At 61.8% G+C, this 26515-nt stretch carries 19 protein-coding genes, 1 tRNA gene and 2 pseudogenes; 7 read left to right on the forward strand and 15 right to left on the reverse strand.

Going from position 1 to position 26515, the window contains the following annotated elements:
* Positions 1–330 precede the first annotated feature (330 nt).
* Together BLO97_RS16430 and BLO97_RS16435 are read left to right on the forward strand one after the other, a co-directional pair.
* On the forward strand, positions 331–1494 hold the full coding sequence (locus tag BLO97_RS16430) for a type III PLP-dependent enzyme (protein WP_072341133.1): 1164 nt from the start codon (positions 331–333) through the stop codon (positions 1492–1494).
* Between the two features lie 242 nt (positions 1495–1736).
* Entirely contained in the window at positions 1737–4262 is a 2526-nt protein-coding gene (locus tag BLO97_RS16435; protein ID WP_175489851.1) for a PepSY domain-containing protein, read from the forward strand.
* Between the two features lie 69 nt (positions 4263–4331).
* Here BLO97_RS16435 and BLO97_RS16440 read toward each other — a convergent pair whose 3' ends face one another.
* The 4 genes from BLO97_RS16440 to ptsP form a co-directional block, all read right to left on the reverse strand.
* Complete coding sequence (locus tag BLO97_RS16440) at positions 4332–5873, reverse strand: alkaline phosphatase D family protein (RefSeq protein WP_092146097.1); 1542 nt, start codon at positions 5871–5873, stop codon at positions 4332–4334.
* A 321-nt stretch (positions 5874–6194) separates the two neighbouring features.
* Positions 6195–7937 carry a PTS fructose-like transporter subunit IIB gene (locus BLO97_RS16445; protein ID WP_092224280.1) on the reverse strand — a complete coding sequence of 581 codons (1743 nt, stop codon included), beginning with the start codon at positions 7935–7937 and terminating at the stop codon, positions 6195–6197.
* 14 nt (positions 7938–7951) lie between these two features.
* Positions 7952–8893: a 1-phosphofructokinase gene (gene pfkB, locus BLO97_RS16450; RefSeq protein WP_063322970.1), complete on the reverse strand. Its 942-nt coding sequence runs from the start codon at positions 8891–8893 to the stop codon at positions 7952–7954.
* Positions 8893–11757, reverse strand: coding sequence for a phosphoenolpyruvate--protein phosphotransferase (gene ptsP / locus BLO97_RS16455; protein ID WP_092346793.1), 2865 nt, complete (start codon positions 11755–11757; stop codon positions 8893–8895). Before ptsP ends, pfkB begins: the two co-directional genes overlap by 1 nt.
* 288 nt (positions 11758–12045) lie before the next feature.
* Between ptsP and cra the strand changes: the two genes are divergently transcribed.
* Positions 12046–13041: a catabolite repressor/activator gene (cra, locus tag BLO97_RS16460; RefSeq protein WP_092346796.1), complete on the forward strand. Its 996-nt coding sequence runs from the start codon at positions 12046–12048 to the stop codon at positions 13039–13041.
* 20 nt (positions 13042–13061) lie between these two features.
* Positions 13062–13838, forward strand: a complete 777-nt coding sequence (locus BLO97_RS16465) for a TatD family hydrolase (protein WP_063322973.1) — start codon at positions 13062–13064, stop codon at positions 13836–13838.
* 24 nt (positions 13839–13862) lie between these two features.
* On the opposite strand, the pseudogene BLO97_RS32335 reads toward BLO97_RS16465, so the two are convergent.
* From BLO97_RS32335 to BLO97_RS16485, 5 genes and pseudogenes are all read right to left on the reverse strand, one after another.
* Positions 13863–14435 (reverse strand): annotated as a pseudogene (locus tag BLO97_RS32335) (methyl-accepting chemotaxis protein); the annotation flags it as partial.
* 333 nt (positions 14436–14768) lie between these two features.
* Positions 14769–15860, reverse strand: a pseudogene (locus BLO97_RS32340) (methyl-accepting chemotaxis protein); the annotation flags it as partial.
* Positions 15861–16194: 334 nt separating this feature from the next.
* Positions 16195–17031 (reverse strand): regulatory signaling modulator protein AmpE, encoded by an 837-nt coding sequence (gene ampE / locus BLO97_RS16475; protein WP_092346802.1) that lies wholly within the window; start codon positions 17029–17031, stop codon positions 16195–16197.
* Positions 17028–17588, reverse strand: a complete 561-nt coding sequence (ampD, locus tag BLO97_RS16480) for a 1,6-anhydro-N-acetylmuramyl-L-alanine amidase AmpD (protein WP_063322976.1) — start codon at positions 17586–17588, stop codon at positions 17028–17030. Before ampD ends, ampE begins: the two co-directional genes overlap by 4 nt.
* A gap of 64 nt (positions 17589–17652) precedes the next feature.
* Complete coding sequence (locus BLO97_RS16485) at positions 17653–19854, reverse strand: DUF1631 domain-containing protein (protein ID WP_092346805.1); 2202 nt, start codon at positions 19852–19854, stop codon at positions 17653–17655.
* Between the two features lie 226 nt (positions 19855–20080).
* On the opposite strand from BLO97_RS16485, the gene nadC reads away from it, so the two are divergent.
* Complete coding sequence (gene nadC, locus BLO97_RS16490) at positions 20081–20929, forward strand: carboxylating nicotinate-nucleotide diphosphorylase (RefSeq protein ID WP_092346808.1); 849 nt, start codon at positions 20081–20083, stop codon at positions 20927–20929.
* Between the two features lie 36 nt (positions 20930–20965).
* On the opposite strand, the gene BLO97_RS16495 is transcribed toward nadC, so the two are convergent.
* Positions 20966–21271 (reverse strand): DUF6388 family protein, encoded by a 306-nt coding sequence (locus BLO97_RS16495; protein ID WP_072341097.1) that lies wholly within the window; start codon positions 21269–21271, stop codon positions 20966–20968.
* Between the two features lie 358 nt (positions 21272–21629).
* Between BLO97_RS16495 and BLO97_RS16500 the strand changes: the two genes are divergently transcribed.
* Together BLO97_RS16500 and BLO97_RS16505 are read left to right on the forward strand one after the other, a co-directional pair.
* Positions 21630–21881 (forward strand): type II toxin-antitoxin system HicA family toxin, encoded by a 252-nt coding sequence (locus BLO97_RS16500; RefSeq protein WP_092146112.1) that lies wholly within the window; start codon positions 21630–21632, stop codon positions 21879–21881.
* Positions 21878–22219 carry a type II toxin-antitoxin system HicB family antitoxin gene (locus BLO97_RS16505; RefSeq protein WP_092346811.1) on the forward strand — a complete coding sequence of 114 codons (342 nt, stop codon included), beginning with the start codon at positions 21878–21880 and terminating at the stop codon, positions 22217–22219. Before BLO97_RS16500 ends, BLO97_RS16505 begins: the two co-directional genes overlap by 4 nt.
* Before the next feature lie 21 nt (positions 22220–22240).
* Here the strand turns inward: BLO97_RS16505 and BLO97_RS16510 are convergent.
* From BLO97_RS16510 to rbfA, 5 genes are all read right to left on the reverse strand, one after another.
* Positions 22241–22313, reverse strand: a tRNA-Thr gene (locus BLO97_RS16510).
* A gap of 125 nt (positions 22314–22438) precedes the next feature.
* Positions 22439–24544 (reverse strand): polyribonucleotide nucleotidyltransferase, encoded by a 2106-nt coding sequence (gene pnp / locus BLO97_RS16515; RefSeq protein WP_003197725.1) that lies wholly within the window; start codon positions 24542–24544, stop codon positions 22439–22441.
* A 194-nt stretch (positions 24545–24738) separates the two neighbouring features.
* Complete coding sequence (gene rpsO / locus BLO97_RS16520; RefSeq protein ID WP_011332409.1) at positions 24739–25008, reverse strand: 30S ribosomal protein S15; 270 nt, start codon at positions 25006–25008, stop codon at positions 24739–24741.
* Positions 25009–25151: 143 nt separating this feature from the next.
* The gene (gene truB / locus BLO97_RS16525; protein WP_063322980.1) at positions 25152–26069 is read right to left on the reverse strand and encodes a tRNA pseudouridine(55) synthase TruB; all 918 of its coding nucleotides are present in this window, start codon (positions 26067–26069) and stop codon (positions 25152–25154) included.
* Between the two features lie 4 nt (positions 26070–26073).
* Positions 26074–26475: a 30S ribosome-binding factor RbfA gene (gene rbfA / locus BLO97_RS16530; protein WP_003177871.1), complete on the reverse strand. Its 402-nt coding sequence runs from the start codon at positions 26473–26475 to the stop codon at positions 26074–26076.
* Between the last annotated feature and the right edge of the window lie 40 nt (positions 26476–26515).

The raw sequence follows: 26515 nt of genomic DNA on the forward strand, positions 1-26515 counted from the left end.
GAACATCAATCTGTCACGCCGGTCGGTTACATCATGAGCTGTCGCGGGCCGCACGACGGATGTGTGCAAAAACGCGACATTTTTAGTTGATCTCAGGCCCCTCACGCCCTAAAGTTCGCGCCGAACGTCCATGCTGGAAACGATCCATCCGGCTCAAGTACTGACGACGAGACAGCAAGGCCAAGGGAATCACGCATCCCGTGGCCTTTTTGCTTTCGGCGACATGCCTTGGGAAGTAGGCGAACCAAAGTGGGGATACGGAGGACGTTCACGAGGGCTGCTTGCCCTCACACCCATTGATCCTGATGTTTGCCAGTAGGAGTCCCAAGTATGTCGATCCAGGTCGAAGATTATTTCGCGCGCGAAACTTTCCAGAAAATGAAAGCGTTCGCCGACAAGCAGGAAACCCCGTTCGTGGTGATCGACACCGCGATGATCGCCCAGGCCTATGACGACCTGCGCGCCGGTTTCGAATTCGCCAAGGTGTATTACGCCGTCAAGGCCAACCCGGCGGTGGAAATCATCGACCTGCTCAAGGATAAAGGCTCGAACTTCGACATCGCCTCGATCTACGAGCTGGATAAGGTCATGAGCCGTGGCGTTGGCCCGGACCAGATCAGCTACGGCAACACCATCAAGAAATCCCGCGACATTCGCTACTTCTACGAGAAGGGCGTGCGCCTGTATGCCACCGACTCCGAAGCCGACCTGCGCAACATCGCCAAGGCCGCGCCGGGCTCGAAAGTCTATGTACGGATCCTCACCGAAGGCTCGACCACCGCTGACTGGCCGTTGTCGCGCAAGTTCGGCTGCCAGACCGACATGGCCATGGACCTGCTGATCCTGGCCCGCGACCTGGGCCTGGTGCCGTACGGCATTTCGTTCCACGTCGGCTCGCAACAGCGCGACATCAGCGTTTGGGACGCGGCGATCGCCAAGGTCAAAGTGATCTTCGAGCGCCTGAAAGAAGAAGACGGCATCGTCCTGAAGCTGATCAACATGGGTGGCGGCTTCCCGGCCAACTACATCACCCGCACCAACAGCCTGGAAACCTACGCCGAGGAAATCATCCGTTTCCTCAAGGAAGACTTCGGCGACGACCTGCCGGAAATCATCCTGGAGCCGGGCCGTTCGTTGATCGCCAACGCCGGCATCCTGGTCAGCGAAGTGGTGCTGGTGGCGCGCAAGTCCCGTACCGCCGTCGAGCGTTGGGTGTACACGGATGTGGGCAAGTTCTCCGGCCTGATCGAAACCATGGACGAAGCCATCAAGTTTCCGATCTGGACCGAGAAGAAAGGCGAGATGGAAGAAGTGGTCATCGCCGGCCCTACCTGCGACAGCGCCGACATCATGTATGAAAACTACAAGTATGGTTTGCCGTTGAACCTGGCTATTGGGGATCGCCTGTATTGGCTGTCGACCGGGGCCTATACCACCAGCTACAGCGCGGTGGAATTCAATGGCTTTCCGCCGCTGAAATCGTTCTACGTGTGATGTGTTCGGGCGCTTGAACGTTCATCGTTCCGGCCCTGTCGCGTAATAAAAAACGGCGTTTTCCAGAAATGGAAAGCGCCGTTTTTTTGTTTTTGTTCTTGATAAGACCGAGTTCCCCCTGTGGGACTTTGCCGCTCACCTCATCACTGTTCGGCAACTTTTGGGTGTGTTTATGAATGCTTCTCGATAACACACGGCATAATGCACGCCTTGATGAACAGTAAATGAACAAGGCGAGCGACGTGTTGAAGAAAACCCTGTTCCAGTTGCACTGGTTTTTCGGCATCAGTGCCGGGCTGGTCCTGGCGTTGATGGGCGTTACCGGGGCGGTGGTGTCGTTCCAGGATGAAATCCTGCGGGCCTTGAACCCGCAAGTGCTGATGGTCGAGAAACAACCGGCCGGCGTCCTGCCGCCCGCCGAACTGGTGGAACAGATCGAGGCTGCCTCCGGCAAGACCGTCGCCATGCTCTGGGTCGAGACCGACAGCGGCAACGCCGCGCGGGTGATCTTCGCGGCGCCACCTGGGGAAAAACGTGGCGCCATGCGCTATTTCAACCCTTACAACGGGCAGTTCATGGGCGATGTGACGGGCCAGGACTTCTTCGGCTTGATGCTCAGGTTGCACCGCGTCCTGACCCTGGATGACGTGGGCCGGCAAATCACTGGTGCCTGCACGCTGATCCTGGTGTTTTTCTGCCTGTCCGGGCTGTACCTGCGTTGGCCGCGCCAATGGAAAAGCTGGCGCGCCTGGCTGACCCTCGACTGGGGGAAAAAGGGCCGGAGCTTCAATTGGGACCTGCATTCGGTGGCGGGCACCTGGTGCCTGGCGTTCTATCTACTGGCGGCACTGACCGGGCTGACCTGGTCCTACGACTGGTACAACAAAGGCGTGACCCGCCTGCTTTCCGATTCACCGAAAGAGGAACGGGTGCGCAATCGCGGCCCGGCACCCAGCGGCCCATTGCCCGTGGCCGATTACCGGGCCATGTGGAGCAGCATCTACAGCGCCGCCGGCCCGGGCCTGTCCACCTACAACGTGCGCATGCCGCCCGTGGCCGGGCAGCCGGCGACCGTGTTCTACCTGCTGAAAAACTCACCTCACGACCGGGCGCTGAACCAGCTCATCCTCGACCCGGCCACCGGCGTCATCAGCCGGCATAGCCGCTACAGCGACAAGAGCCTCAAGGCGCAGTTGCTGACCAGTGTCTATGCCCTGCATATCGGCAGCTACTTCGGCCTGGTCGGGCGGATCCTGGTGACCGTCGCCGCGCTGGCCATGCCGCTGTTCTTCATCACCGGCTGGTTGCTGTACCTGGACCGCCGCCGCAAGAAACGCCAGGCCAGAAACGCCCGCCAGGCCCTGAGCGCCAACCCGACCGATGCGCCGGCCTGGCTGATCGGCTTCGCCAGCCAAAGCGGTTTCGCCGAGCGACTGGCCTGGCAGACCGCCGGCCAACTCCAGGCCGCCGGCTTGCCGGTGAAGGTCCAGCCATTGGCCGGTGTGCGTGAGCAGGACCTGAACGACGCCACCCACGCGCTGTTTGTCGTCAGCACCTTTGGCGACGGCGAAGGGCCGGACAGTGCCCGCGGCTTCGAACGCAAGGTGCTGGGCCAGGCCTTGAGCCTGGAGCGCCTGCAGTATTCGGTGCTGGGCCTGGGTGACCGGCAATATGAACACTTCTGCGGTTTCGCCCGGCGCCTGCATGCCTGGCTGGCGGAACACGGCGGCAAGACACTGTTCGCGCCGGTGGAAGTCGACAGCGGCGACCCTTACGCCCTGCGTCACTGGCAACAACAATTGGCGGAGCTGACCGGCCAAGCCCCGTTGGACACTTGGCAGGCGCCAAGCTTCGAAAACTGGACGCTCAGCCAGCGCACCCTGCTCAACCCCGACAGCAGCGGCTCGGGGGTATACCTGCTGGGCTTCACCGCACCCGGCCCAAGCAGTTGGCTGGCCGGTGACCTGGTGGAAATCCTGCCGCGCAATGACCTGTCGGCCATCGAGCACTTCCTCGACGGGCTCGGCCTCTCCGGCCACGCGCGCGTGCAAATCGATGGCCTGTCCCAGAGCCTCGACCAGGCCCTGGCGACCCGCCAACTCCCGGAAAACCGCGCCCACCTGGTCGGCCTGCATGCCCAGGCACTGGTGGATGCCCTGGCACCGCTGGCGATACGCGAGTATTCCATCGCCTCGATACCGGCCGACGGTGTACTGGAACTGATCGTGCGTCAGGAACGTCACGCCGACGGCAACCTGGGCGTCGGTTCCGGCTGGCTGACCGAACACGCACCACTGGGCAGCGCCGTCAGCCTGCGGCTGCGCCGCAACAGCAGCTTCCACCTGCCGGCCCAGGGTGTGCCGCTGATCCTGCTGGGCAACGGCACCGGCCTGGCCGGCCTGCGCAGCCTGCTCAAGGCGCGCGTCACCGAGGGCATGCAGCGCAACTGGCTGCTGTTTGGCGAGCGCAACCGCGAACACGACTTCCACTGCCGCGATGACTTGCAGGAATGGGTGACCTCCGGCGACCTGGAACGCCTGGACCTGGCCTTCTCCCGGGATCAGAAGCAGAAAATCTACGTCCAGGACCGTCTGCTGGAATCGGCCGCGCTGCTCAAGCAATGGGTGGCCGACGGCGCGGCGATCTATGTTTGCGGCAGCTTGCAGGGCATGGCATCCGGGGTGGATCACGTGCTCAACAACGTGCTGGGGCGCGAGGAAGTGGAGCGCCTGATCGAGCAGGGGCGGTATCGGCGGGATGTCTACTGATCCTGACCGCAACATCAACCCTGTGGGAGCAAGCTCGCTCCCACATGGGTTTTGTGGCGGGCTTTAGATTCAAACCGGCTGCAACTTCTTCTCGAACACCGCCACCCCTTCCAGATCCCGCAACACCACACTCATCTCCCCGCTCGGTCCATCGATGTTCACCTCGCCAAAGAATTGATACCCGGCGAACGGCGAGGTGTTCTGGGTCGGGGGCGCTTTCTGGAACACCACCTCAGGACCGAAGGTCTTGTCCAGGGTGTTGGGCCCGAAGCTGCCGGCGTTCAATGGCCCGGCGACGAACTCCCAGAATGGTTCGAAATCCTGGAACGCGGCATGTTCGGGGTGGTAGTGATGAGCGGCGCAATAGTGGACGTCGGCGGTGAGCCAGACATAGTTGCGCACCTGATGCTTGCGCAGATAACCCAGCAATTCGGCGATCTCCACTTCCCGCCCCTGGGCAGCGCCCGGATCACCGTTGGCGACCGCTTCCCAACGCGGCACCCCGGGGCTGACCTCGCCATCCGGCACCCCCAGGCCGATGGGCATGTCGGCGGCGATGACTTTCCACTGGGCACGGGATTGCTTCAATTCGCGCTTGAGCCAATTCAACTGCTCACGCCCCAGGAACGGCTTGGCCGCGCCGAGATTGGCGTCGTTGGCTTCGCGGTAACTGCGCATGTCCAGCACGAACACATCCAGCAGCGGCCCATAACCGAGCTTGCGGTAGATCCGCCCGCCGCCGTCGGCTTTCTGCCGGCGCATCGGTGCGTATTCCAGCCAGGCCTGTCGCGCACGTCCCACGAGGCTGTGGATATCCTTGGTCTGGTAGCGCTCGTCCAGTTGCTTGCCCGGCGACCAGTTGTTGACCACCTCATGGTCGTCCCACTGCCAGATCTGCGGCACTTCGGCGTTGAAGCGGCGAACGTTTTCATCCATCAGGTTGTAGCGATAGTTGCCACGATACTCATCCAGGGTTTCGGCGACCTTGCTCTTGGCGTCTGTGGTGAGGTTGCGCCAGATGCGCCCACCCTCGACGGTGATTTGCGCCGGCACCGGGCCGTCGGCGTAGATGGTGTCGCCACTGTGGATAAAGAAATCCGGCAGGCGCAGGCGCATCGCTTCGTAGATGCGCATGCCGCCGATGTCCGGGTTGATGCCGAAGCCCTGGCCGACGGTGTCGCCGCTCCAGACAAAACGAATGTTGCGCTTGAACTGTGGCACGCTGCGCAGGTGACCCAGCCAAGGTTCGCTGGCAACCCCGCTTTGGGCGTCTTCGAAATGCACCCGGTAGAAAATCGCCTGGTCGCGGGGCAGCCCGGTGAGTTCGACCCGGGCGGTGAAATCGCTGCGAGCGTCGGCCAGGGGCGAGACGAAGCGGCGGGGATTGCTGAACTGGCTGCGAGTGTCCCACTCCACCACCATCCGCGCCGGACGGTCGCTGCGGCTCCAGATCATCGCCCGGTCGCCCTGCAAGTCGCCGGACTGCACACCGTCGGTGAGCACCGGACGATCCTTGACCGAAGCCATCACCGCCGGCGCCAGCCCCGGCAACAACAACCCCGCGCCCACGGCTTGCATCACACGACGACGGCCCAGGTCGAATTCGCTCATGGTGTTCTCCCTTGAAATGGGAAAACTTAAGCATGGCTGTGTGAAGTGGGTGTGACAGGGATCTTGTGCGCCCCCCCGCTCCCACAGGTAATGCTGTTCACTTAAGGCCATCGACAAACCCGTGGCGAGGGAGCTTGCTCCCGCTGGGCTGCGAAGCGGCCCCTAAACCCGCCAAACGCGCAGCATCAGACACACCGCACCCGCCGGTTTACGACTGCTTCGCAGCCGAGCGGTAGCAAGCTCCCTCGCCACAGGTCCACCATTTTCTCAAGTGAACAGCATTAGGCTCCCACTGGGGGATTTCATGGCTTCAAAGGAGTCTCAGGCCTTCGCCGGCTCCAACGCCATCTCCACCACCTCAGGCCGCTTGAGCAGCGCATACGCCACCCCCGTCAGCAGGCTCCCCGCCACGATCGCCAGCAAGTACAACAGCGCATGATTGATGGCATTGGGGATCAGCATCACGAACAGGCCGCCGTGGGGGGCCATGAGCTTGCAGCCGAAGTACATCGACAGCGCACCGGTCAGCGCGCCGCCGGCGATGCTCGCCGGGATCACCCGCAACGGATCCTTGGCCGCGAACGGAATCGCGCCTTCGGAGATGAAGCACAGTCCCAGCACCAGTGCCGCTTTACCGGCCTCGCGCTCGGTCTGGGCGAATTTGCGCCGGGCGATGAAGGTGGCGATGCCCAGGCCAATCGGCGGCACCATGCCGGCGGCCATGGTCGCGGCCATCGGTGCATAACTCTGGGAAGCCAGCAGCCCCACCGAAAACGCGTAGGCGGCCTTGTTGATCGGCCCACCGAGGTCGACGCACATCATCGCTCCCAGCAGCACGCCCAGCAGGATCGCGTTGGTGGTGCCCATGCTGTCGAGGAAGTGGGTCAAGGCTTCGAGCATGCCCGCCACCGGTTTGCCGACGATGTAGATCATTACCAGGCCGGTGAACAGGCTCGCCAGTAGCGGGATGATCAGGATCGGCTTGAGCGCTTCCAGGCTCTGGGGCAGACGCGCGTAGCGGTTGATCGCCTTGGCCGCGTAACCGGCCAGGAAACCGGCGATGATCCCGCCAATGAAGCCGGCGCCCAGGGTGCTCGCCAGCATCCCGCCGATCATGCCTGGCGCCAGGCCCGGACGGTCGGCGATGGAATAGGCGATGTAGCCGGCCAGCAGCGGCACCATCAATTTGAACGCGGTGTCGCCACCGATCTGCATCAGCGCGGCCGCCAGGGTTCCAGGTTCCTTGAAGGCCTCGATGCCGAACACGAACGACAAGGCGATCATCAAACCACCGGCCACCACCATCGGCAGCATGAACGACACGCCCGTCAGCAGGTGCTTGTAGACGCCGGTCTTCTCCGACTTGGCCGGAGCGCTGGCACCGCTCGACGCGCTTTCCTGGCGACCTTCGACCAGTGCTTTGTTCAGTGTCGCTTCGGCCTGTTTCAAGGCGATGCCCGTGCTGCAGCGGTAGATCTTCTTGCCGGCAAAACGCTCGGTGGCGACTTCGATGTCAGTCGCCAGCAACACCACGTCTGCCTCGGCGATGGCCTCGGCGCTCAACGGATTGCGTGCACCGACCGAGCCCTGGGTTTCCACTTGCAGGTCGTAGCCGAGCTTCGTCGCCGCCTGCTGCAAGGCTTCGGCGGCCATGAAGGTGTGGGCAACGCCCGTTGGGCATGCGGTGATGGCAACCAGGCGCGGCGCACGGTCGGTCGACACCGCGGGGGCCTGCTCCACGACATCCGAGGCGAGAAAAACCTCGGCCTCTTCGGCGCCACGCCGCAGCACCGAATCGACGTCTTGCAGGGCCAGGGCCGGGGTGCTGCGGAACAGGCGTTTGCCGACGAACCGCGACATGTCCACCGGGCCGCTGGCAACCAGCAAGACCCACTCGGCTGCTTCGAGGGTCGCCGCCGACAACTGGCGTTCCGGATGGGCCGCGTCATGGACCTCGACGCTGGTGCTCCAACCCTGGCGCTGCGCCGCCGCGTCCAGCAGGCGGGCGCACAACACACTGGTGACCATGCCGTTGGGGCAGGCCGTCACAATGGCTAGTTTCATTCTTGCTAACCCTCTTATTGTTCTGTCAGGGGGCGCACGCGCACGCCCTGTTCAAGCGACGCCAGCAACGCGGTGTCGTGGATGCCAAAACCGATCTGCGTGACCGCCATGGCAGCGATGGCCGTAGCAGTGCGCAGCGTCTGTTCCGGGGTGTCGGCGCTGAGCAGGCCGTGCAGCATGCCCGCCAGCAGCGAATCCCCGGCACCCACGGTGCTGGCGACGCTGACCTTGGGTGGCGAAGCATGCAGCGCCGCACCGACGCTGAACCAATTCACGCCATCGGCGCCGTGGGAAATCACCACATGTTCGACACCCTGGGCATGCAGGTGCTGCGCCGCTTGCGCCTGGGCCGCTTCGCTCACCACCTCGCAACCCAGCGCGTCGGCCAGCTCCTCGGTGTTCGGCTTGATCAGCCACGGCCCCGCCGCCAGGGCGACGCGCAAGGCTTCGCCACTGGTGTCGAGGGCCACGTTCAGACCGAGTGTTTTCAAGCGCGTGATCAAGGCCTGCAACCACTGCGGGCTGACTCCCCGGGGCAAGCTGCCCGCCACCACAACCACGTCGTGACCGGGGGCGATTTGCTCAAGACGCGCCAGCAAAGCCTGCTGTGCGGCTTCATCAACCACCGGGCCCGGGCCGTTGAGGTCAGTGATGCGTCCGTCCTGCTCAGCCAGTTTGATATTGCTGCGAGTTTCGCCGGGAACACGGATAAAAGCATCGACAAATCCACGCTGGGCAAACAGCGTCTCGAACACCTGGGCATTGTCTTCGCCCAGAAAACCACTGACCGTCAGCGTATGGCCGAGATCGGCCAACACCTGAGCCACGTTCACGCCCTTGCCGGCGGCGTGGGCGTGCATGCCGTCGCTGCGGTTGACCTGGCCCGGCTCCAGGCGCGTCAACTCCACCGTGAGGTCGAGCGCCGGGTTGAGGGTCAGGGTAAGAATCTTCGCCATTACAGCGCCTCCACTAATGCGCGCACGTCATCGGCGCTGCCCACGGCCAAGGCCTCTTGGGCCAGGTTTTGTACTTGCGCCAGGCTCAGTTCGCGAACCCGCGCCTTGACCTCGGCGATGCTGCGGGCCGAGACACTCAGTTCGTCCACGCCCAGACCCACCAGCACCGGCACCGCCAGTGGGTCGGCCGCCAATTCACCACACACACCAACCCATTTGCCATGGGCATGGGCAGCGCGCACGGTGATGTCGATCAGTTGCAGCACCGCCGGGTGCAAGCCATCGGCCTGGGCCGAAAGGGTCGGGTGACCACGGTCGATGGCCAGGGTGTATTGCGTCAGGTCGTTGGTGCCGACGCTGAAGAAGTCGACTTCCTTGGCCAGCACGGGCGCGAGCAACGCAGCGGACGGCACTTCGATCATGATCCCCAGTTGCAGGTCCGCCACGGGGATTTCCTGGCGCAGGCGCTCGGTCATGGCCCGGGCCTGGCGCCACTCATCGACACTGCCCACCATCGGGAACATGATCCGCAACGGACGGTTGTCCGCCGAACGCAACAGGGCACGCAGTTGCGCTTCCATGACCTGCGGGCGCTGCAAGGTCAGGCGAATGCCACGCACGCCGAGGAACGGGTTTTCTTCTTTCGCGATCGGCCAGTACGGCAGCGGCTTGTCGCCGCCGACATCGAGGGTGCGCACCACCAGCGGTCGACCGGCCAGGCCGTCGAGCACCTTGCGGTATTCGGCTTCCTGGGTCGCTTCGTCCGGCGCCTGGCTGTGGGCCATGAAAATCAGTTCGGTGCGCAACAGGCCGATGCCTTCGGCACCCTGCTCCACCGCACCGGCGACACCGGCGCTTTCGCCAATGTTGGCAAACACTTCCACGGCATGACCGTCACGGGTCAGCGCCGGTTCGTGACGCTGCTCGGCGGCGACCTTGAGACGCTGTTCGCGGGTATCGCGTTCTTCCTTGGCACGCTGCAACGTGGCGGCGTCAGGGTCCACGTGCAGGCGACCGCGCTGGCCATCCAGCAGCAAGGACGTGCCCGGCGCCAGCAGCAACACCGCCGCACCGGCGCCCACCAGCGCCGGAATGCCCAAGGCCCGGGCGACGATGGCGCTGTGGGCAGTGGCGCCGCCACGGGCGGTGAGAATCCCCGCCACCCGGGTCGGGTCCAGGCGGGCCACGTCGGACGGGCCGACTTCGTCCATCACCAGGATGTAGGGTTGATCGGGTTCGTTCGGGGTTTCGACACCGCACAGTTGCGCCAGCACGCGACGGCCGACGTCTCGCAGATCGGCGGCACGTTCGGCCAGCAGGGCGTCCTGCAAGGCTTCCTGTTCTTTCGCGGCGGCTTCAACCACCCCCATCCAGGCCGCTTGCGCACTCTCGCCCAGCTTCAAGCGAGTGTCGACTTCGTCGCTCAGCTCCGGGTCGTCGAGCATTTCCTGGTGGGTGATGAAGATCTCGCGGATAGCCTTGGCCTTGGCGCGTTCGATCAGGCCTTGGATGTCTTGGCGTACCTGGTTCAAGGCGTTCTGCAGGCGCTCACGCTCGATAGCCGCCGATTCACCGCGCAGCGGATAGTCGATGGCCTGCAATACCTGGATATGGGCCGGGCCGATGGCGATGCCCGGGGCGGCGGCGACAGCCTGGATCAGGCTGCCGGATTCGGGCGCCAACACGACAGTCGCCACTTCGGCCATCACGGTTTCCCGTGGCGCACTCGGTGGCGGTAGCGGTTCGACCTCTTCGCCCAGGCCTTCTTCAATGGCGGCCAGCAGTGCCGGCAACGCATCGGCGGCAATGCTCGGCTCGGCGATGAACTCCAGGACCTGGCCGCGACGGGCACCCAGGCTCAACAGCTTGCTCAGGCTCTTGGCCGACACGGCGCTGTCCTGGCCGTCGACGATGCGCACACGGATTTCGCCTTCGAAGCTTTTCGCCAACTGGGCGAGGATCTTCGCCGGGCGTGCATGCAGGCCATGGGCATTGGCCAGGCCGATGCGCGCGCTGGGCCAGTCGGCGGGCAGTTCACCGCCGAGCACTTCCAGCACCTTGCGGCTGCTGGTGGCGCGACCGAGCTCGTGACCGCGGCCTTCGATCAGCAAGGCGCAGAGCCTTTCCAGCAGAGCCTGGTGAGCTTCGCCGAGGCTGGCGAGGCAGAACAGCCCGCTCAACGGTTGGCCGAGGTAACGGATGGGCTTGTCCGGGGTGACGAAGGCCAGGCCCGGACGCTTGACGGTCTGTTCGCTGTGCAGCCACCACAAGCCATCGCCCAGGGGCAGCGCATCGACTTGCTGCAACACCCCGGCAAAGCCATTGCTCACGCAATCGGCTTGACGCAACAGCCGCGCGCCGCGCCATACCAGTTCTTCAAAATCGTCAGCCGACACACCGAGGCCGATCATCTGGGCATCCAGGGCCAGTTCCTGCGGTGCGCCTTGCAGCAGCTTCAGCAACGCTTCGGCGGAACCGGCCCGGCGCAGAGCCTGGCCCAGGTCAGTCTCGCCGAGGGCGCGGGTCAGCAGTTGCAGCAGGCGCAGGTGTTCGTCGGACTTGGCCGCAATGCCGATCGCCAGGTAGACGATCTGACCATCGCCCCAATCCACGCCCTCAGGGAATTGCAGCAGGCGCACGCCGGTCGAATGCACCAGGTCGCGGGTCTGCGGGGTGCCGTGGGGGATGGCAATACCTTGGCCAAGAAAGGTCGAGCCCTGGGCTTCGCGAGCCTGCAAGCCGGCGAGGTAACCCTCAGCCACCAAGCCATCGGCCACCAGTTTGTCGGCGAGCAGTTGCAGTGCAGCGTCTTTATCCACAGCCGTCTGAGCCATGGATATCTGCTCTAGAGTGAGCTCGAGCATGCTTTCTCCTTTTTGGCGTCCGGTTGGCGCCAGGTATTGTTTTGAATGAATCAGCTTAGCGTTGCAGGATGATTTTTGGCGTGATCGCGGCAGAAGGGCCAAAAATCCTGCTAGCCTTGAAAATACGCTTGCTGAAACGTTTAATCTAGAAAGATTGGCACGTTACTCGATAATCTCTCATCCTTGAAGTGCAACTTGTCGTAAGCGCGTGGACGGTGACCGTCAGCTTGAATCGGGTAGGATGGCCCTTATCGTCGGGGCTAACTCGAAAAAACAAGGAAAACCGGGTTGAAACTCAGTGATATTGCCCAACTGGCCGGTGTGTCCGTGACCACCGCCAGCTATGTCATCAACGGCAAGGCCGAACAGCAACGTATCAGCAGCGCCACCGTCGAACGGGTGCGGGCGGTGGTCCAGGAACACGGCTTCACGCCCAATCCCCAGGCCGCCGGGCTGCGCAGCCGCCACACCCGTACCCTGGGCTTCATCCTGCCTGACCTGGAAAACCCCAGTTACGCACGCATCGCCAAGCTGCTGGAGCAGGGGGCGCGGGCGCGGGGCTATCAGTTGCTGATCGCCAGTTCCGACGACGCACCTGACAGCGAACGGCAACTCCTGCAGTTGTTCCGCGCCCGGCGCTGCGATGCACTGATCGTCGCCAGTTGCCTGCCGGCCGGCGACGACAGCTACCTGCAGTTGCAGGCCAAGGGCATTCCGATCATCGCCATCGACCGGGTCATGGACCCTGCGCGGTTCTGCTCGGTGATCAGCGATGATCGCCAGGCCAGCCTGCAACTGACGCGCAGCCTGCTGGAAACCCATCCGCGACAAATCGCGCTGATCAGTGCCCGTCCCGAGCTGAGCATCAGCCAGGAACGGACCGCTGGTTTCAACGAGGCGTTGGCCGGTTTCGAAGGCCAGGTGCTGATCGAGCACGGCGAATCGTTCAGCCGTGAATGCGGCCGTCAGTTGATGGATGAAATGCTCGCGCGCCTGGGGCACTTGCCCGATGCGTTGATCACTACCTCCTATGTACTGCTGCAAGGGGTGTTCGACGCCCTGCACGATTACCCACTCAAGTCGCGGCCGCTGCGCCTGGGCACGTTCGGTGACACGCAGTTGCTGGACTTCCTGCCGCTGCCGGTCAACGCCATGTCCCAACAACATCAACTGATCGCCGACAAGGCCTTGGAACTGGCGCTGGCAGCCATCGAAAACGATGATTACCAGCCAGGCGTGCAGGCCATCGCGCGGACGTTCAAGCAGCGTATTCACCAGGGCTGAAGCTTCTTCAGGATTGATGCATGGAGTTGATCGATACCCACACCCACCTGGATTTTCCAGATTTTGACGCGGACCGCCCGGCCCTGCTGGCCGAAAGCCGCGCCTTGGGCGTGCGGCAAATGGTGGTACTGGGCGTTTACCGGGACAACTGGCAGCGGGTCTGGGACCTGGTGCAAAGCGACCCGGACCTGCATGCCGCCCTGGGCCTGCACCCGGTGTATCTTGATCAGCACCGCCCCGACGACGTGGCGCTACTGCGCGAGTGGCTGAGCCGCCTGGCCGGGCATCGGCAATTGTGTGCCGTGGGGGAAATCGGCCTCGACTACTACATCGAAACCCTCGACCGTGAGCGCCAACAAACGCTGTTCGAGGCGCAACTACAGCTGGCCGCGGAATTCGAACTGCCGGCACTGATCCACGTGCGCCGCAGCCATGCCGCCGTGATCGCGACCCTCAAGCGCTTCGGCCTGAAACGCACGGGGATCATCCACGCGTTCGCCGGCAGCCTTGAGGAGGCCCGCGAATACATCAAGCTCGGCTTCAAGCTCGGCCTGGGCGGCGCCGCGACCTGGCCCCAGGCCCTGCGCATGCACCGGGTGCTGGCGAAATTGCCGCTGGACGCGGTGGTGCTGGAAACCGATTCCCCGGACATGGCCCCGGCGATGTTCCCGGGCCAGCGCAACAGCCCGGCGCATTTACCGGCCATCTGCGAGGCACTGGCGCAGATCATGACCGTCAGACCAGAACAACTGGCTGAGGCCAGCACCACCAACGCCCGCGATTTGTTTGGTTGGTAGGATCATCTGCGGCGGACTTAGCAATCACACCCGAAACGCATTGATCAACTGCTTGAGCTGCACCACCTGGGCGGACAATTCGCGGCTGGCGTCTTCGGTCTGATGGGCACCTTCGGCGGTGCGTTCGCCGGCGCGGTTGATCTGGACGATGTTCTGGTCGATGTCATGGGCCACCGCCGTCTGCTGCTCTACCGCGGCGGCGATCTGCTGGTTCTGATCGACGATCATGCCGACGGCACCAAGGATATTTTCCAGGGCCTGCTGGACCTTTTCCGATTGGCTGACCGTGCCGTTGGCCATCTCATGGCTGGTGCCCATCGCCTTGACCGCAGCGCCGACACCACTGTGCAGGCGGGTGATCATCGCTTCGATTTCTTCGGTCGATTGCTGGGTTCGCTTGGCCAGGGTCCGCACTTCATCGGCCACCACCGCAAAACCGCGCCCCTGCTCACCGGCCCGGGCTGCTTCAATGGCGGCATTGAGGGCCAGCAGGTTGGTCTGCTCGGCGATGCTCTTGATCACATCCAGCACGCGGCTGATGGCCTGGCTGTCGGTCGCCAATTGGTTGATCACCTGCACCGACTGATCGATCTCACTGGCCAAGCGGACGATGCTACCCTGCTGGGACTCCACCAGCCCACGCCCGCTGAGGGTCTCGTCGTTCACGCTGTGGGCACTGCTCACCGCTGCAGCGGCACTGCGGGCCACTTCCTGGGCCGTGGCCGACATCTGGTTCATCGCCGTCGCCACCAGTTCGATCTGGGTGCGCTGGCCGGCGACGGCCTGGTTGCTCCGGGCCGATACCGTTTCCACCTGCCCGGCCTGGCGTTCGACTTCGGCAACGGTATGGCCGACCTGTTCGATCAGGTCATGGATCTTCGCCACCGTACCGTTGAACACTTCACCCAATTCGCCCAGCTCGTCCTTGCTGCGGGCAACAAAATTGACCGTCATGTCCCCCGCCGCCACCTTGTCCATCATCTGGCCCAGATGCTGGAGCGTGGTACGGGTCGAGGCGTAGAACCCGGCGTACAGGTAAAAAATCAACAGAAACACCAGCACCAGCGCCACGGCTTGCAGCACCATGTGGCTGCGGTTCTGCTCCAGACGCTGCTGCAACTGCACCCCCAGGAAGCCCTGGGTCGCCTCGTTCAGCCGGTAGGTCTGCGCCATCAGGCCACTGACGTGCTCATAAAATGCCGGCCATGGCGCATCGAGAGTGTCAGCCATCACCACCTGCTCTTCAATCAGTTCACTGGCCTTCTTGAGGGTGCTCTTGCTGCCATTGGCCTGATCGGCAAGGGCCTGCCCGGCGGCCTTGCTGGAACCCAAGGCATCCTGCAGTTTCAAGTCATATTCACCCTGGAGCTTTTCGATCTGCGCCAGCAACTCGTCGAAGCGGGTGCTCGACGCTGAATTGAGAAACCCCAGCCCCAACGAGGATGCGCCCAGCGCCCGGCCTTCGCCGAGGATCTGGGTGACCTTGGGGGTCGTGCCGATAATCAACTCGCTGAGCTGGCGGATATCGCTCTGGTTATCGCGACTCAACCCCGCCTGGCTGGCGATGATCTGGCTGAACATCTGGGCGCTGTTGAGCAACTTGCCGATCAGCGCACTTTTGCTCTGCAGGGAGCTTTCAGCCTGCTGGGTCTTGAAAGCACCGATCATTTCGTCGCGCTTGGCCTCGAAGGCACTGATCTGTTCAGGCTCGATGACCACGGGGGTCATGCCTTGCAGCCGCGCGAGGACCTGTTGTTCCAGGCTGCCGATCTTCGCTTCGACATCACCGGCCTTGCCGGACTGGCCCAGGCTGGCGTTGATCTGCACCAGGTTATTGAGGGTTTCCAGGTCCCGCCGCAGGACCAGGCTGCTGCCCAGCAGGTCGAGGCTTTGCAGCTCCACTTGCGTGCCCTGGAATTCCCGATAGGAATCGCGCACCAGAAAGAAGTTGGTCACCAGCATCGGCAGCAGGAACAGCACGCTGATCAGGCTGAACTTCATACCGAAGCTCAGGCGGTTCATCAGCGCGACGGCGGGCCAGAGCAAACTCTTCACAAGGAAGTCTCCCGGTAGGTTTTTATTTTTATAGGCAGGCGCACAGAGACAGCAGAAAGCCACTATTCGGGCGCTGCTCTTGTATAGCCTAAATCGGCGGGGAGATTTGTAACTTAAGGTTAACGAGCCTGGTCGTGACTCAGTCCCTTGTGGCGAGGGAGCTTGCTCCCGCTGGCCTGCGAAGCAGGCCTCCGAGTGCCTTCAGGAAAATCGCTTGCCCAGGTTTTCGGTTGCTGCGCAACCGAGCGGGAGCAAGCTCCCTCGCCACAAAAGCGCCTGGCCACAACCCTGCTTACGTTGATCAGGCCAACACCGTCCACAACGCAAACCCGGCATACCAGAGCACCGCCGCACGCAGCAGCAATTCCCAGAGACGGTCCAGGCTGTTGATGCCGTCCGGTCCGGCGACGGGCCGGGGGATCTCGCCTGCCACCAGGCCGACCTTGTCGATAAGGTCGGCGGCGCTGATGTTCCAGTTCAGCAGTTCATGCAACATGACCCGGCTGACCGCGACGAAATTCCCCACCAGGGCGAAGCTTGCCGCCAGCAACCGCACCGGCACCCAATCGAAGGCATGGCGCATTTGTGCGGCCCGCTCGGCCACACCGGGGTTCTGGCTGTTCTCGGCGGCCAGCGCCAGCAGCCGATAGCTCAAGGCCGCGACCGGGCCCAACACGAAGTACCAGAAAATCACCGCAATGAAGCTCTGGTAGGCCTGCCACAACAAATGCCCCTGGACACGCTCCAGCAACTGCTCACCGTCATTGGCTTCAATGTCCAGGTCGCGCTTGGCGACATGGGCCGCCGCTTGCAGGTCTTCCCTACGCCACGCATCGCGAAACGGCCCGAGGCCGGCCAGCAGATCACCGCGCCCCAGGCTGTAAATCACCACCAGCAAATGCACTGGCAGCGCCAACAGACCGTAGGCCACCGGCTCCAGCACCCAGAGCAGCAACGCCAGCAGCGCCACGGGTAGCAAAACCATCACCGTCAGCACCAGCCAGGGTCGGTTGACCCAACGTGGGCTCGCCTCGAGCTTGTTCAGCTCGTGCAGCCAACCGCCGTCACGCTGGACCCGCTGGCGCAAGGCCGAGAACTTCTCGATCCAGACGGCCAGCAGCAACACCAGAAAACTCATTGTCCTTCCCCTTCTGTCAGGGCCGCGCGATAGCGCACCCAGTCGAATGCCGGTCCCGGATCGGTCTTGCGCCCCGGGGCGATGTCGCTGTGCCCGCAGATACGCTGCACAGTGATCGCCCTGAACGCCGCTTGCAACTGCCGGGTCAGGTCCACCAATGCGACATATTGCGCGTCGGTGAACGGCAGATCATCCGTGCCTTCGAGCTCGATGCCCAGGGAAAAATCATTACAGGCCTCACGCCCCTCGAAGCACGAGACCCCCGCATGCCACGCGCGATCCAGACAAGAGACAAATTGGGTCACGGCGCCGTCACGCTCGATCAGGAAATGCGCAGAAACCCGCAGGTCGGCGATACCGACAAAGTAGGGATGTTCCGTGACATCCAGACGATTCTGGAAGAATTCCTGCACCTTGCCCGTGGCGAATTGTGCCGGTGGCAGGCTGATGTTGTGGATCACCAGCAGGGAGATTTCGCCCTCGGGGCGCGCATTGAAGTTGGGCGATGGGCAATGACGCACCCCCTCGCACCAACCGCTCGCGGAGTCCAACTGCATACAGGTTCCTTCGATGACGACGGTGAATGCCGCCAGTATGCCGTGATCGGACCGGGCCGCGCGATCACTTGCCGCGATTGAGCTGACGCAGATTGCCCAGCACCGACTCCAGCGCGCGGTCGAACAACAGGGTGTCGTCCAGCAGCCGCGCCGCGCCACGGCGAAACTCCAGGGCCAGGCTGGTGCGGCTGTGCTCCAGCACCTTGAGGCCAGTGCGATTGACGAAGACGTATTTGCCGGTGGCCTCGATGATCGCCGCCAGCTTGCAACGCAGGGTGTTGTCATCGTCCTCCTGGAACTCGACCCAGCTTCCCAGGTGCAACTGGTCGACCTGCAGCAGACCCACGTCATCGGCCGGCAAATGCACCGCCACGCTCTCCCCCGCCGACTTTTGAGGGGGCCGCAAGACGATTTTCTCCAGCACCTCGACCATGACCGGTGAAGTGAACGACTCGGCCTGTTCCGTCGCTTGGCCGGTGCGCTCGAGCGCCTGCACATGCAGGGCTTCCAGCTCACTGAAAAATTCGCTGGTGGCGAACGGATCGAACGCCGAGCGACTCAAGCCTTCACGCAGGGCCTTGAGCAGTTCGGGCACTATCGCCAGCAAACGCAGGCCGGCATCGGGTTCATCATGAGGCTGGACGCTCCAGATCAATTGCTCCAGGGTCAAGACGTCGGCCTGCCACTCGGCGGAATACTTGCCATGCTTGAAGCACGTCAGCAGCAACACCTGGCTCCAGGCGTGTTGCACGAACTCCACCACCGCTTGTGGCAGGACTTTGCCCAACATCACCTGGTTCAGCGCCCCTTCGACGCGCTGGCGCGCCAGTTCGGCCTTGGCCCGGCCTTCTTCGGCATCGCGGATGCGCTGTTCGAGCAGCTCACTGCGGCGCCGCTCGTCACTGGTGAAGGCCAGGAAGTCGGCCAGCAACTCGGAGAAAATCGCCGGGTCATCGACAAAATCACTCAATAAGCGCTGCACCACCTGCTCGATGCGCAGGTAGAGGCTGTCGCGCTGATGATCGTCGCAATCACCCCAGCCCATGGCCGCAGCCGCGATTTCGTTAAGCAGTCGCCGGGCCGGATGATTGCCGCGGCTGAAGAAACTCTTGTCCTGCACCGCGACCTTGAGCATCGGGATTTGCAGGCGGCCGATCAGGGCCTTGAAAGAGTCTGGCAGGTTGTGATCGTCGAGGATGAATTCGAACATCATCGAGATCAGGTTGATCACGTCTTCATCGGCGCCTTCGACCACGCGAGACTTGCCACTCCTGACGCTGACCCGGGTCAACAGTTGTTCGAGCTGGCTACGCAAATCGAACTCGTCGTGAACGGCAGGCGCTGGCACGTATTGCTGTAAATGAGAGAGCAGCCGCAGCAGGTCACGGGTAGAAATCGGCTGGGGCGGCGCGCTGAGCTCCAAGGTCGGCGCCACAGTGCCACGCACCTGCATCAACAGTTTCTGCAAGGCGGCAAACACTTCCTGCACGCTGTCATCCACCTCGGCATCGCTGGGCTTGGCAGCTATCTCGGCGTTGGGCCTGGGGTTATCCTCGGTGCGATCCGACGCCCGGCGCGCCAGCGTGACCTTGAGCTCTGGCAGGATGCCAGTGGCGGCCAGCAACTGGTTGGCCTCGGTATAGAGTTGGTCGCAATCGCTGAGCACATAACGCTCGAACAGCTTGAGCAGGATCAGCTTGACCTTGATTCCCACGCCCAGGTTGCGCCCGGCCTGCAGGAACTTCTCGCACAGCAATGCCGGGCTCAGGGGATTGTGCTGATTGGCCAGCGGTCGGGCCAGCAGCACACTGAGCCGGGCCGTCAGTTGTTCCAGCGACACACCATCGCGCCTGAGCACCCGAGTGACCATCGCCTCGACCGCCAGATGCCGCTCCAGGTCGTCCTGGGAGCGCTGGATTTGGCTGTCTGGCGCCAGGCTGGCGTGGGTCAGGTCGTATTGGGCGAGGCTGACGAAGGTCTCGAAAAACTGCTCGATGAATTCACGCTCGATGCTTTTACGCTTCAGGCGCAAGTCCCGCATGGCCTCGAAGTACAGGTTTTGCTCGACGTCGTCGCGCGCCCGGTCGGCCATTTCAAACAAGGTGTCGTCGGCATTATCGAACAACCCCTGCAAGCCCAGGCGCAACTGCTGGGCGGCCTTGTCGCGAACCTGAAGCAGAATCACAGGCAGGCGGGCGAGCGGCGATGGGCTCGCCTGATCGGTAGCGACCTTGTGCAAAGGCACTACATTCCCGTCGTTGTGCATCCTGGCCTCCTGAAACGGCTTTCTGCGGCTCGCAACGTCAAAGCTATGACGTCAATCGAAAGGCGGATTATCGGGTAAAACAGCCCTGTCGTACCAGCACACTCTGTGATCCATCTCGAAATACGGCGCAATAAGTGACCTGGGAAATAAGGAAATGTTGCGAGGACGCGACCAAATGCAGGTTTCGACCCCCTATAATCAGGCCACTTTGTTTGTGGAGCCCGTTATGCCGAATCTACGCCTCGCCGATCTGACCGCCGAAATCGAAGCCAACGTGCGCCGTGCGTTGCTTGAAGACATCGGCAGCGGCGACATCACCGCGCAACTGATCCCCGCCGAACGCCTGGCCAAGGCCACCATCATCACCCGCGACGCGGCAATCATCAGTGGCACGGCCTGGGTCGATGCCGTGTTCCGGCAACTGGACCCGCGTGTCGCGGTACATTGGCAAGTGCACGACGGCGACCGGGTCAACCCCGATCAAGTGCTGTTCCACCTGGAAGGCCCGGCCCGCTCGCTGCTGACCGGCGAACGCAGCGCGCTGAACTTCCTGCAAATGCTCTCGGGCGTCGCCACGCGGGCCCGTTGCCTGGCCGACTTTGTCGCAGGCACGCAGGTCAAGCTGCTGGACACCCGCAAGACCCTGCCCGGCCTGCGCCTGGCCCAGAAGTACGCGGTCACCTGCGGTGGCTGCCATAACCACCGCATCGGCCTGTACGATGCGTTCCTGATCAAGGAAAACCACATCGCTGCCTGCGGCGGGATCGCCCAGGCCATCGCTGCCGCCCACAAGATCGCACCGGGCAAACCGGTGGAAGTCGAAGTGGAAAGCCTGGCGGAATTGAAAGAAGCACTTGCGGCCGACGCCGACATCATAATGCTCGACGAACTGAGCCTGGACGACATGCGTGAAGCCGTACGCCTCAATGGCGGCAAGGCGAAGCTGGAAGCCAGCGGCGGGATCAACGAAAGCACGTTGCGGCCGATTGCCGAGACTGGGGTGGACTACATCTCGATCGGCGCGATGACCAAGGATGTGAAGGCGGTGGACCTGTCGATGCGCTTGAGCCTCTGATAACAAAAACGCCAGCCTTGAAGGCTGGCGTTTTTTTCAGACCACCAGATTGTTCATCTCGCAGTACTCATCCCACTCCACACCCAACACCTCGGCCGCTTCCTTGTGCAACGCAAGGCGCTGCGCCTCGAACTCCTCAGGCGTGCTGGTGTACTTGAGCGTCAACTCCCAAGGCTGCAGCCCCTGGGCTTCGGCCTCGTCCTCGAAAGCCCATTGGATCTGGTCTTTCTGATCATCGGCGGACAGGTCCTTGATCTCTTCCAGCAACTGGGGCGCGTCCAGTACGTATTTTTTCAGCGCTTCTTCGTGCCTGGCTTCTTGGGTCAATGCTTTAACGGTCATGGCGTTCTCGCTGATCTGGGGAATGGAAGATGGATCTGGATCATCAAGGATCTCTCTGACGCAAAAAACCGTGTGAAGCCCGGTTTATCTGGCCTTCAGAACCATTCGGGGATCATCTGAAAACAAAGGTGTTTGACTTTTTGGGACAAGGAATCCTAACAGAGACGCAAGCCAGTGCAACAACCGGAATCGAATGGAGGAACGAGATATGCGTCCGGTTACAGTTTCTCGTTTCCATGGGCGGGGATTCAGCCCTTATAAATATTCCATTACTTCAGCACTGAGGCTCAATGACCAAAGCCTTCTCATTGACCGCCCTGACGCCTGCAACTATATTCAGTCGCAACGAAAAGCGCTTATGTCAAAAAATGAAAAAAACCTCGCAAAGCTGCTCAATGAACAAGGCTCATTTACTTGGCCGCAACTCATCACCCTATTACGTCGCCTGGGTTACTCCCAACTGGAAGGCTCTGGCAGTCGAGTTAAATTCGATAATGGCGACCCAGGTGCAATGATCAGCTTACACAAGCCGCATCCAGGTAATGAGCTCAAAATGTACGTAAGACGCCAGATTATTGAGCAATTGAAAACAGGAGGCCTGATCCCATGAGCGCCCAGCTGCACTACAAGGGCTACGTCGGCTCGATTGAAGCGAGCACCGAAGATAAATGCCTGTTCGGAAAGCTCTTATTCATACGGGCGCTGGTGAGCTATGAGGGACAAACGGTGGCCGAATTGGAAACGGCTTTTCGCGAATCCGTAGATGATTATCTACAGACCTGCCAGCAGCTAGGCCAGAAGCCAGAAATACCCTGCAAAGGATCGTTCAATGTTCGCATCGGTCACGATCTACATTTGGCAGCGGCTTTGGCTGCGACTCGTCAAAATGTATCGCTGAACGACCTGACACGCCAAGCACTGAACGAATATCTACAACATCACGCATAAAAGCGTGAGCGAAAAAATTTTTGCCCGAGACAGGAATCGAACCTGCGACCTTCGCGTTACGAGTGCGCTGCTCTACCGACTGAGCTACACGGGCGGTGGCTAAACCTAGCATCGTCCCCTGCGGCCAGGCAACCCGCGACACAGGGATTTTCGTCACACAGCAAAACGCCCCGAACCAGTCGGGGCGCTTGCTTGTTCAGCGGTTAGGCGATGGGGTGATTAAACGCCCGATGCCTTGGCTGCTGCGACGTCCTTGATGGACAGCTTGATACGGCCGCGGTTGTCCACGTCCAGTACCAGCACTTCCACTTCCTGGCCTTCCTTGAGGATGTCGGTCACCTTCTCGACGCGAGCATCGCTCAGCATGGAGATGTGAACCAGACCGTCCTTGCCCGGCAGGATGTTGACGAACGCGCCGAAGTCGACGATGCGCTCAACCTTGCCGACGTAGATCTTGCCGATCTCGGCTTCGGCAGTGATGCCCAGGACGCGCTGGCGTGCCGCTTCTGCCGCTTCCTTGGTTTCACCGAAGATCTTGATCGAACCGTCGTCTTCGATGTCGATCGAAGCCTTGGTTTCTTCACAGATCGCACGGATAGTCGCGCCGCCTTTACCGATGACATCACGGATTTTGTCGGTGTCGATTTTCATCGCGATCATGGTCGGAGCGTTTTCCGACAGCTCGGTACGGGACTGACCGATGATCTGGTTCATCTGACCGAGGATGTTCAGGCGCGCTTCCAGGGCCTGGCCCAGGGCGATTTCCATGATCTCTTCGGTGATGCCCTTGATCTTGATGTCCATCTGCAGTGCGGTGACGCCCTTGGCGGTACCGGCCACTTTGAAGTCCATGTCGCCCAGGTGGTCTTCGTCACCCAGGATGTCGGTCAGGACGGCGAATTTCTCGCCCTCTTTGACCAGACCCATGGCGATACCGGCAACCGGTGCCTTCATCGGCACACCGGCGTCCATCAGGGCCAGGGAAGCGCCGCAGACCGAAGCCATCGAACTAGAACCGTTGGACTCGGTGATTTCCGATACCACGCGAATGGTGTACGGGAACACGTCAGCGGCAGGCAGCATGGCCTGGACCGAACGACGGGCCAGACGGCCGTGACCGATTTCGCGACGACCGGCGCCACCCATGCGACCACACTCACCCACCGAGAACGGAGGGAAGTTGTAGTGCAGCATGAACGGGTCTTTCTTTTCGCCTTCCAGGGTGTCCAGCAGTTGCGCGTCACGGGCGGTGCCCAGTGTTGCAACGACCAGGGCCTGGGTTTCGCCACGGGTGAACAGTGCCGAACCGTGGGTCTTTGGCAGAACGCCGACTTCGATGTTCAGCGGACGTACGGTGCGGGTGTCGCGACCGTCGATACGCGGCTTGCCGTTGACGATGTTTTCGCGAACGGTGCGGTATTCGATTTCACCGAAAGCGGCTTTGACGTCACTGGCCGATGGCTGGCCTTCTTCGCCGGACAGCTTGGCAACGACCTGGTCTTTCAGCTCGCCCAGGCGTGCATAACGGTCGGCCTTGACGGTGATGGTGTAGGCCTGGGAGATCGCTTCGCCGAACTCGGCACGGATCGCGCCCAGCAACTCGGTGGCTTCGGCTTGCGGAGCCCAGGTCCAGGTTGGCTTGGCGGCTTCGGCGGCCAGTTCCTTGACGGCGTTGATCACCACCTGGAACTCGTCGTGGGCGAACAGTACGGCGCCCAGCATCTGGTCTTCGGTCAGTTCCTTGGCTTCGGATTCAACCATCAGCACGGCTTCGGAAGTACCGGCCACGACCATGTCCAGGCTCGAGGCTTTCAGTTGCTCGTAGGTCGGGTTCAGCAGGTAGCCGGTGCTTTCGTGGAACGCAACGCGGGCAGCGCCGATCGGGCCATCGAAAGGAATGCCGGAGATGGCCAGGGCAGCCGAGGTACCGATCATCGCAGCGATGTCCGGATCGGTTTTCTTGCTGGTGGACACGACGGTGCAGACGACCTGCACTTCGTTCATGAAGCCTTCTGGGAACAGCGGACGGATCGGACGGTCGATCAGTCGGGAAGTCAGGGTTTCTTTCTCGGAAGGACGGCCTTCGCGCTTGAAGAAACCGCCAGGGATCTTACCGGCAGCGTAAGTCTTTTCCTGGTAGTGAACAGACAGAGGGAAGAAGCCCTTGCCTGGATCGGCTTGCTTGGCACCGACAACGGTCACCAATACGCTGACGTCGTCGTCAACGGTGACCAGCACTGCGCCGGAGGCCTGACGGGCGATACGGCCAGTCTCGAGGGTAACGGTCGACTGACCGAACTGGAATTTTTTGATTACCGGGTTCACGGTGTCCTACCTTCTTTGTGGCTCTTGGGGAACTTGTCTTCTTGCGAAATTCTTGGGCAATGACGGGAATCGGCCCGACGTTTGTCCAGGGTAAAGCGTGTATCCAGATAAAACTTGAGGCTGGGAGCCTGCCATGCGCCAGCGGGAAACCCACTGACGTACGACAGACCACCAACCTCTAGCGCAATCGCTGATTAGCGACGCAGACCCAGGCGAGCGATCAGAGCGCTGTAACGGCTCACGTCCTTGCCTTTCAGGTAGTCCAGCAGCTTACGACGCTGGTTTACCATGCGGATCAGACCACGACGGGAGTGGTGATCCTTACCGTTGGCCTTGAAGTGACCTTGCAGTTTGTTGATGTTGGCGGTCAGCAGTGCAACTTGCACTTCTGGCGAACCAGTGTCACCAACAGCTTGCTGGTAGTCAGCTACGATTTGAGCTTTTTCTTGAACGTCGAGAGCCATGAGGCAATCCTTTTAGTCAGGAAACTGTTCCGAGGAAACAGCTTCAACAGGCCAGGGACAAATCCCTGTATCTATAAATGAGTAGTGACCGTGCCTGTTAACAGCCACACTCGCCAACCTGCTGTTACGCAGGCTGGTTCCGGTCATTCCGACCGAATCAGTCGACGCGGCGCAATGCGCCCGTCTTCGCTCACTTCACCTATACCGATGAAGCGACCATTATGATCCTGTACCCGGACCATGCCGAACTTCGGCGCATCCGGGGCGCGTACCGGCTGGCCATTGAGCCAGTAGAACGCGCTGTGTTCCGAGAACTGCAACAGCGGCCAATCCAGCAACCCGCTGTCCGATGGCATCAGGAAACGGTCGACCGCTTCGTTGCCGCCTTCGGCATGGACCGCTTCAAGCTCTTCCAGCGTGACCGTCTGGGCCAACGTGAAAGGCCCGGCCTGGGTCCGTCGCAATTCTGCCACGTACGCACCACAGCCGAGCTGTTCACCAATATCCTCCACCAGGGTCCGGATATAGGTGCCCTTGCTGCAATCCACGGCCAGCCGCACAGTATTACCGTCAAAGGCCAGCAATTCCAAGCGCGCAATAGTAACAGAACGCGGTTCACGCTCCACTACTTCGCCTGCACGAGCCAGTTTATACAGCGGTTGGCCATCACGCTTCAGAGCCGAGTACATCGGCGGTATCTGACTGATTTGCCCGCGAAATTTCGGCAACACCGCTTCGATATCGGCCTGACCAACGGTCACCGGGCGCTCAAGCAAAACCTCACCTTCGGCATCCGCCGTGGTGGTTGTCTTGCCCAGTTGCGCCAGGGTTTCATAACCCTTGTCGGAATCGAGCAGGTACTGGGAAAACTTGGTCGCCTCGCCAAAGCACAGCGGCAGCACGCCGGTGGCCAGCGGATCGAGGCTACCGGTGTGCCCGGCCTTTTCAGCATTGAGCAGCCAGCGAACCTTCTGCAACGCCGCGTTGGACGTGAACCCCAACGGTTTGTCGAGCAGGATGATGCCGCTGACGTTACGACGGATACGTTTGACCTGAGCCACCGAATTACTCCTTGGTGTCTTCAGGTTCAGCCGCAACCGGGTGCTGACTGTCTTCAGCCACGGCGCGTTCGATCAACGCCGACAGATGCGCTCCCCGCACGACGCTTTCGTCGTAGTGGAAGTGCAACTGTGGGACGCTGCGCAGTTTCATCTCCCGGGCCAGCTGCATACGCAGGAAGCCGGCGGCCGAGTTGAGCACCTTGATGCTCTGGGCGATTTCTTCGGCGCTGTCCTGGCCCATCACGGTGATGAAAATCTTCGCATGACCAACGTCACGGCTGACTTCCACTGCGGTAATGGTGACCAGGCCGACGCGCGGGTCTTTGACTTCGCGACGGATCAGCTGGGCCAGCTCGCGCTGCATCTGATCGCCGATTCGTTGGGTACGGCTGTATTCTTTTGCCATGTCTTGTTACCTGTTACTGCCCCACGGTGAAACCCGCGAG

The organism is Pseudomonas sp. NFACC05-1, from assembly GCF_900100135.1.
In the GTDB taxonomy this organism is placed as follows: domain Bacteria; phylum Pseudomonadota; class Gammaproteobacteria; order Pseudomonadales; family Pseudomonadaceae; genus Aquipseudomonas; species Aquipseudomonas fluorescens_Q.

Coding starts and splice junctions, on each gene's coding strand:
- ampD (WP_063322976.1), bottom strand. CDS start 17,588: ATGCAGTTGGACTCCGCGAGCGGTTGGTGCGAGGGGGTGCGTCATTGC.
- nadC (WP_092346808.1), top strand. CDS start 20,081: ATGCCGAATCTACGCCTCGCCGATCTGACCGCCGAAATCGAAGCCAAC.
- BLO97_RS16495 (WP_072341097.1), bottom strand. CDS start 21,271: ATGACCGTTAAAGCATTGACCCAAGAAGCCAGGCACGAAGAAGCGCTG.
- BLO97_RS16500 (WP_092146112.1), top strand. CDS start 21,630: ATGTCAAAAAATGAAAAAAACCTCGCAAAGCTGCTCAATGAACAAGGC.
- ampE (WP_092346802.1), bottom strand. CDS start 17,031: ATGAGTTTTCTGGTGTTGCTGCTGGCCGTCTGGATCGAGAAGTTCTCG.
- BLO97_RS16485 (WP_092346805.1), bottom strand. CDS start 19,854: ATGCACAACGACGGGAATGTAGTGCCTTTGCACAAGGTCGCTACCGAT.
- pfkB (WP_063322970.1), bottom strand. CDS start 8,893: ATGGCGAAGATTCTTACCCTGACCCTCAACCCGGCGCTCGACCTCACG.
- BLO97_RS16445 (WP_092224280.1), bottom strand. CDS start 7,937: ATGAAACTAGCCATTGTGACGGCCTGCCCCAACGGCATGGTCACCAGT.
- BLO97_RS16440 (WP_092146097.1), bottom strand. CDS start 5,873: ATGAGCGAATTCGACCTGGGCCGTCGTCGTGTGATGCAAGCCGTGGGC.
- BLO97_RS16465 (WP_063322973.1), top strand. CDS start 13,062: ATGGAGTTGATCGATACCCACACCCACCTGGATTTTCCAGATTTTGAC.
- rpsO (WP_011332409.1), bottom strand. CDS start 25,008: ATGGCTCTCGACGTTCAAGAAAAAGCTCAAATCGTAGCTGACTACCAG.
- BLO97_RS16430 (WP_072341133.1), top strand. CDS start 331: ATGTCGATCCAGGTCGAAGATTATTTCGCGCGCGAAACTTTCCAGAAA.
- rbfA (WP_003177871.1), bottom strand. CDS start 26,475: ATGGCAAAAGAATACAGCCGTACCCAACGAATCGGCGATCAGATGCAG.
- BLO97_RS16505 (WP_092346811.1), top strand. CDS start 21,878: ATGAGCGCCCAGCTGCACTACAAGGGCTACGTCGGCTCGATTGAAGCG.
- ptsP (WP_092346793.1), bottom strand. CDS start 11,757: ATGCTCGAGCTCACTCTAGAGCAGATATCCATGGCTCAGACGGCTGTG.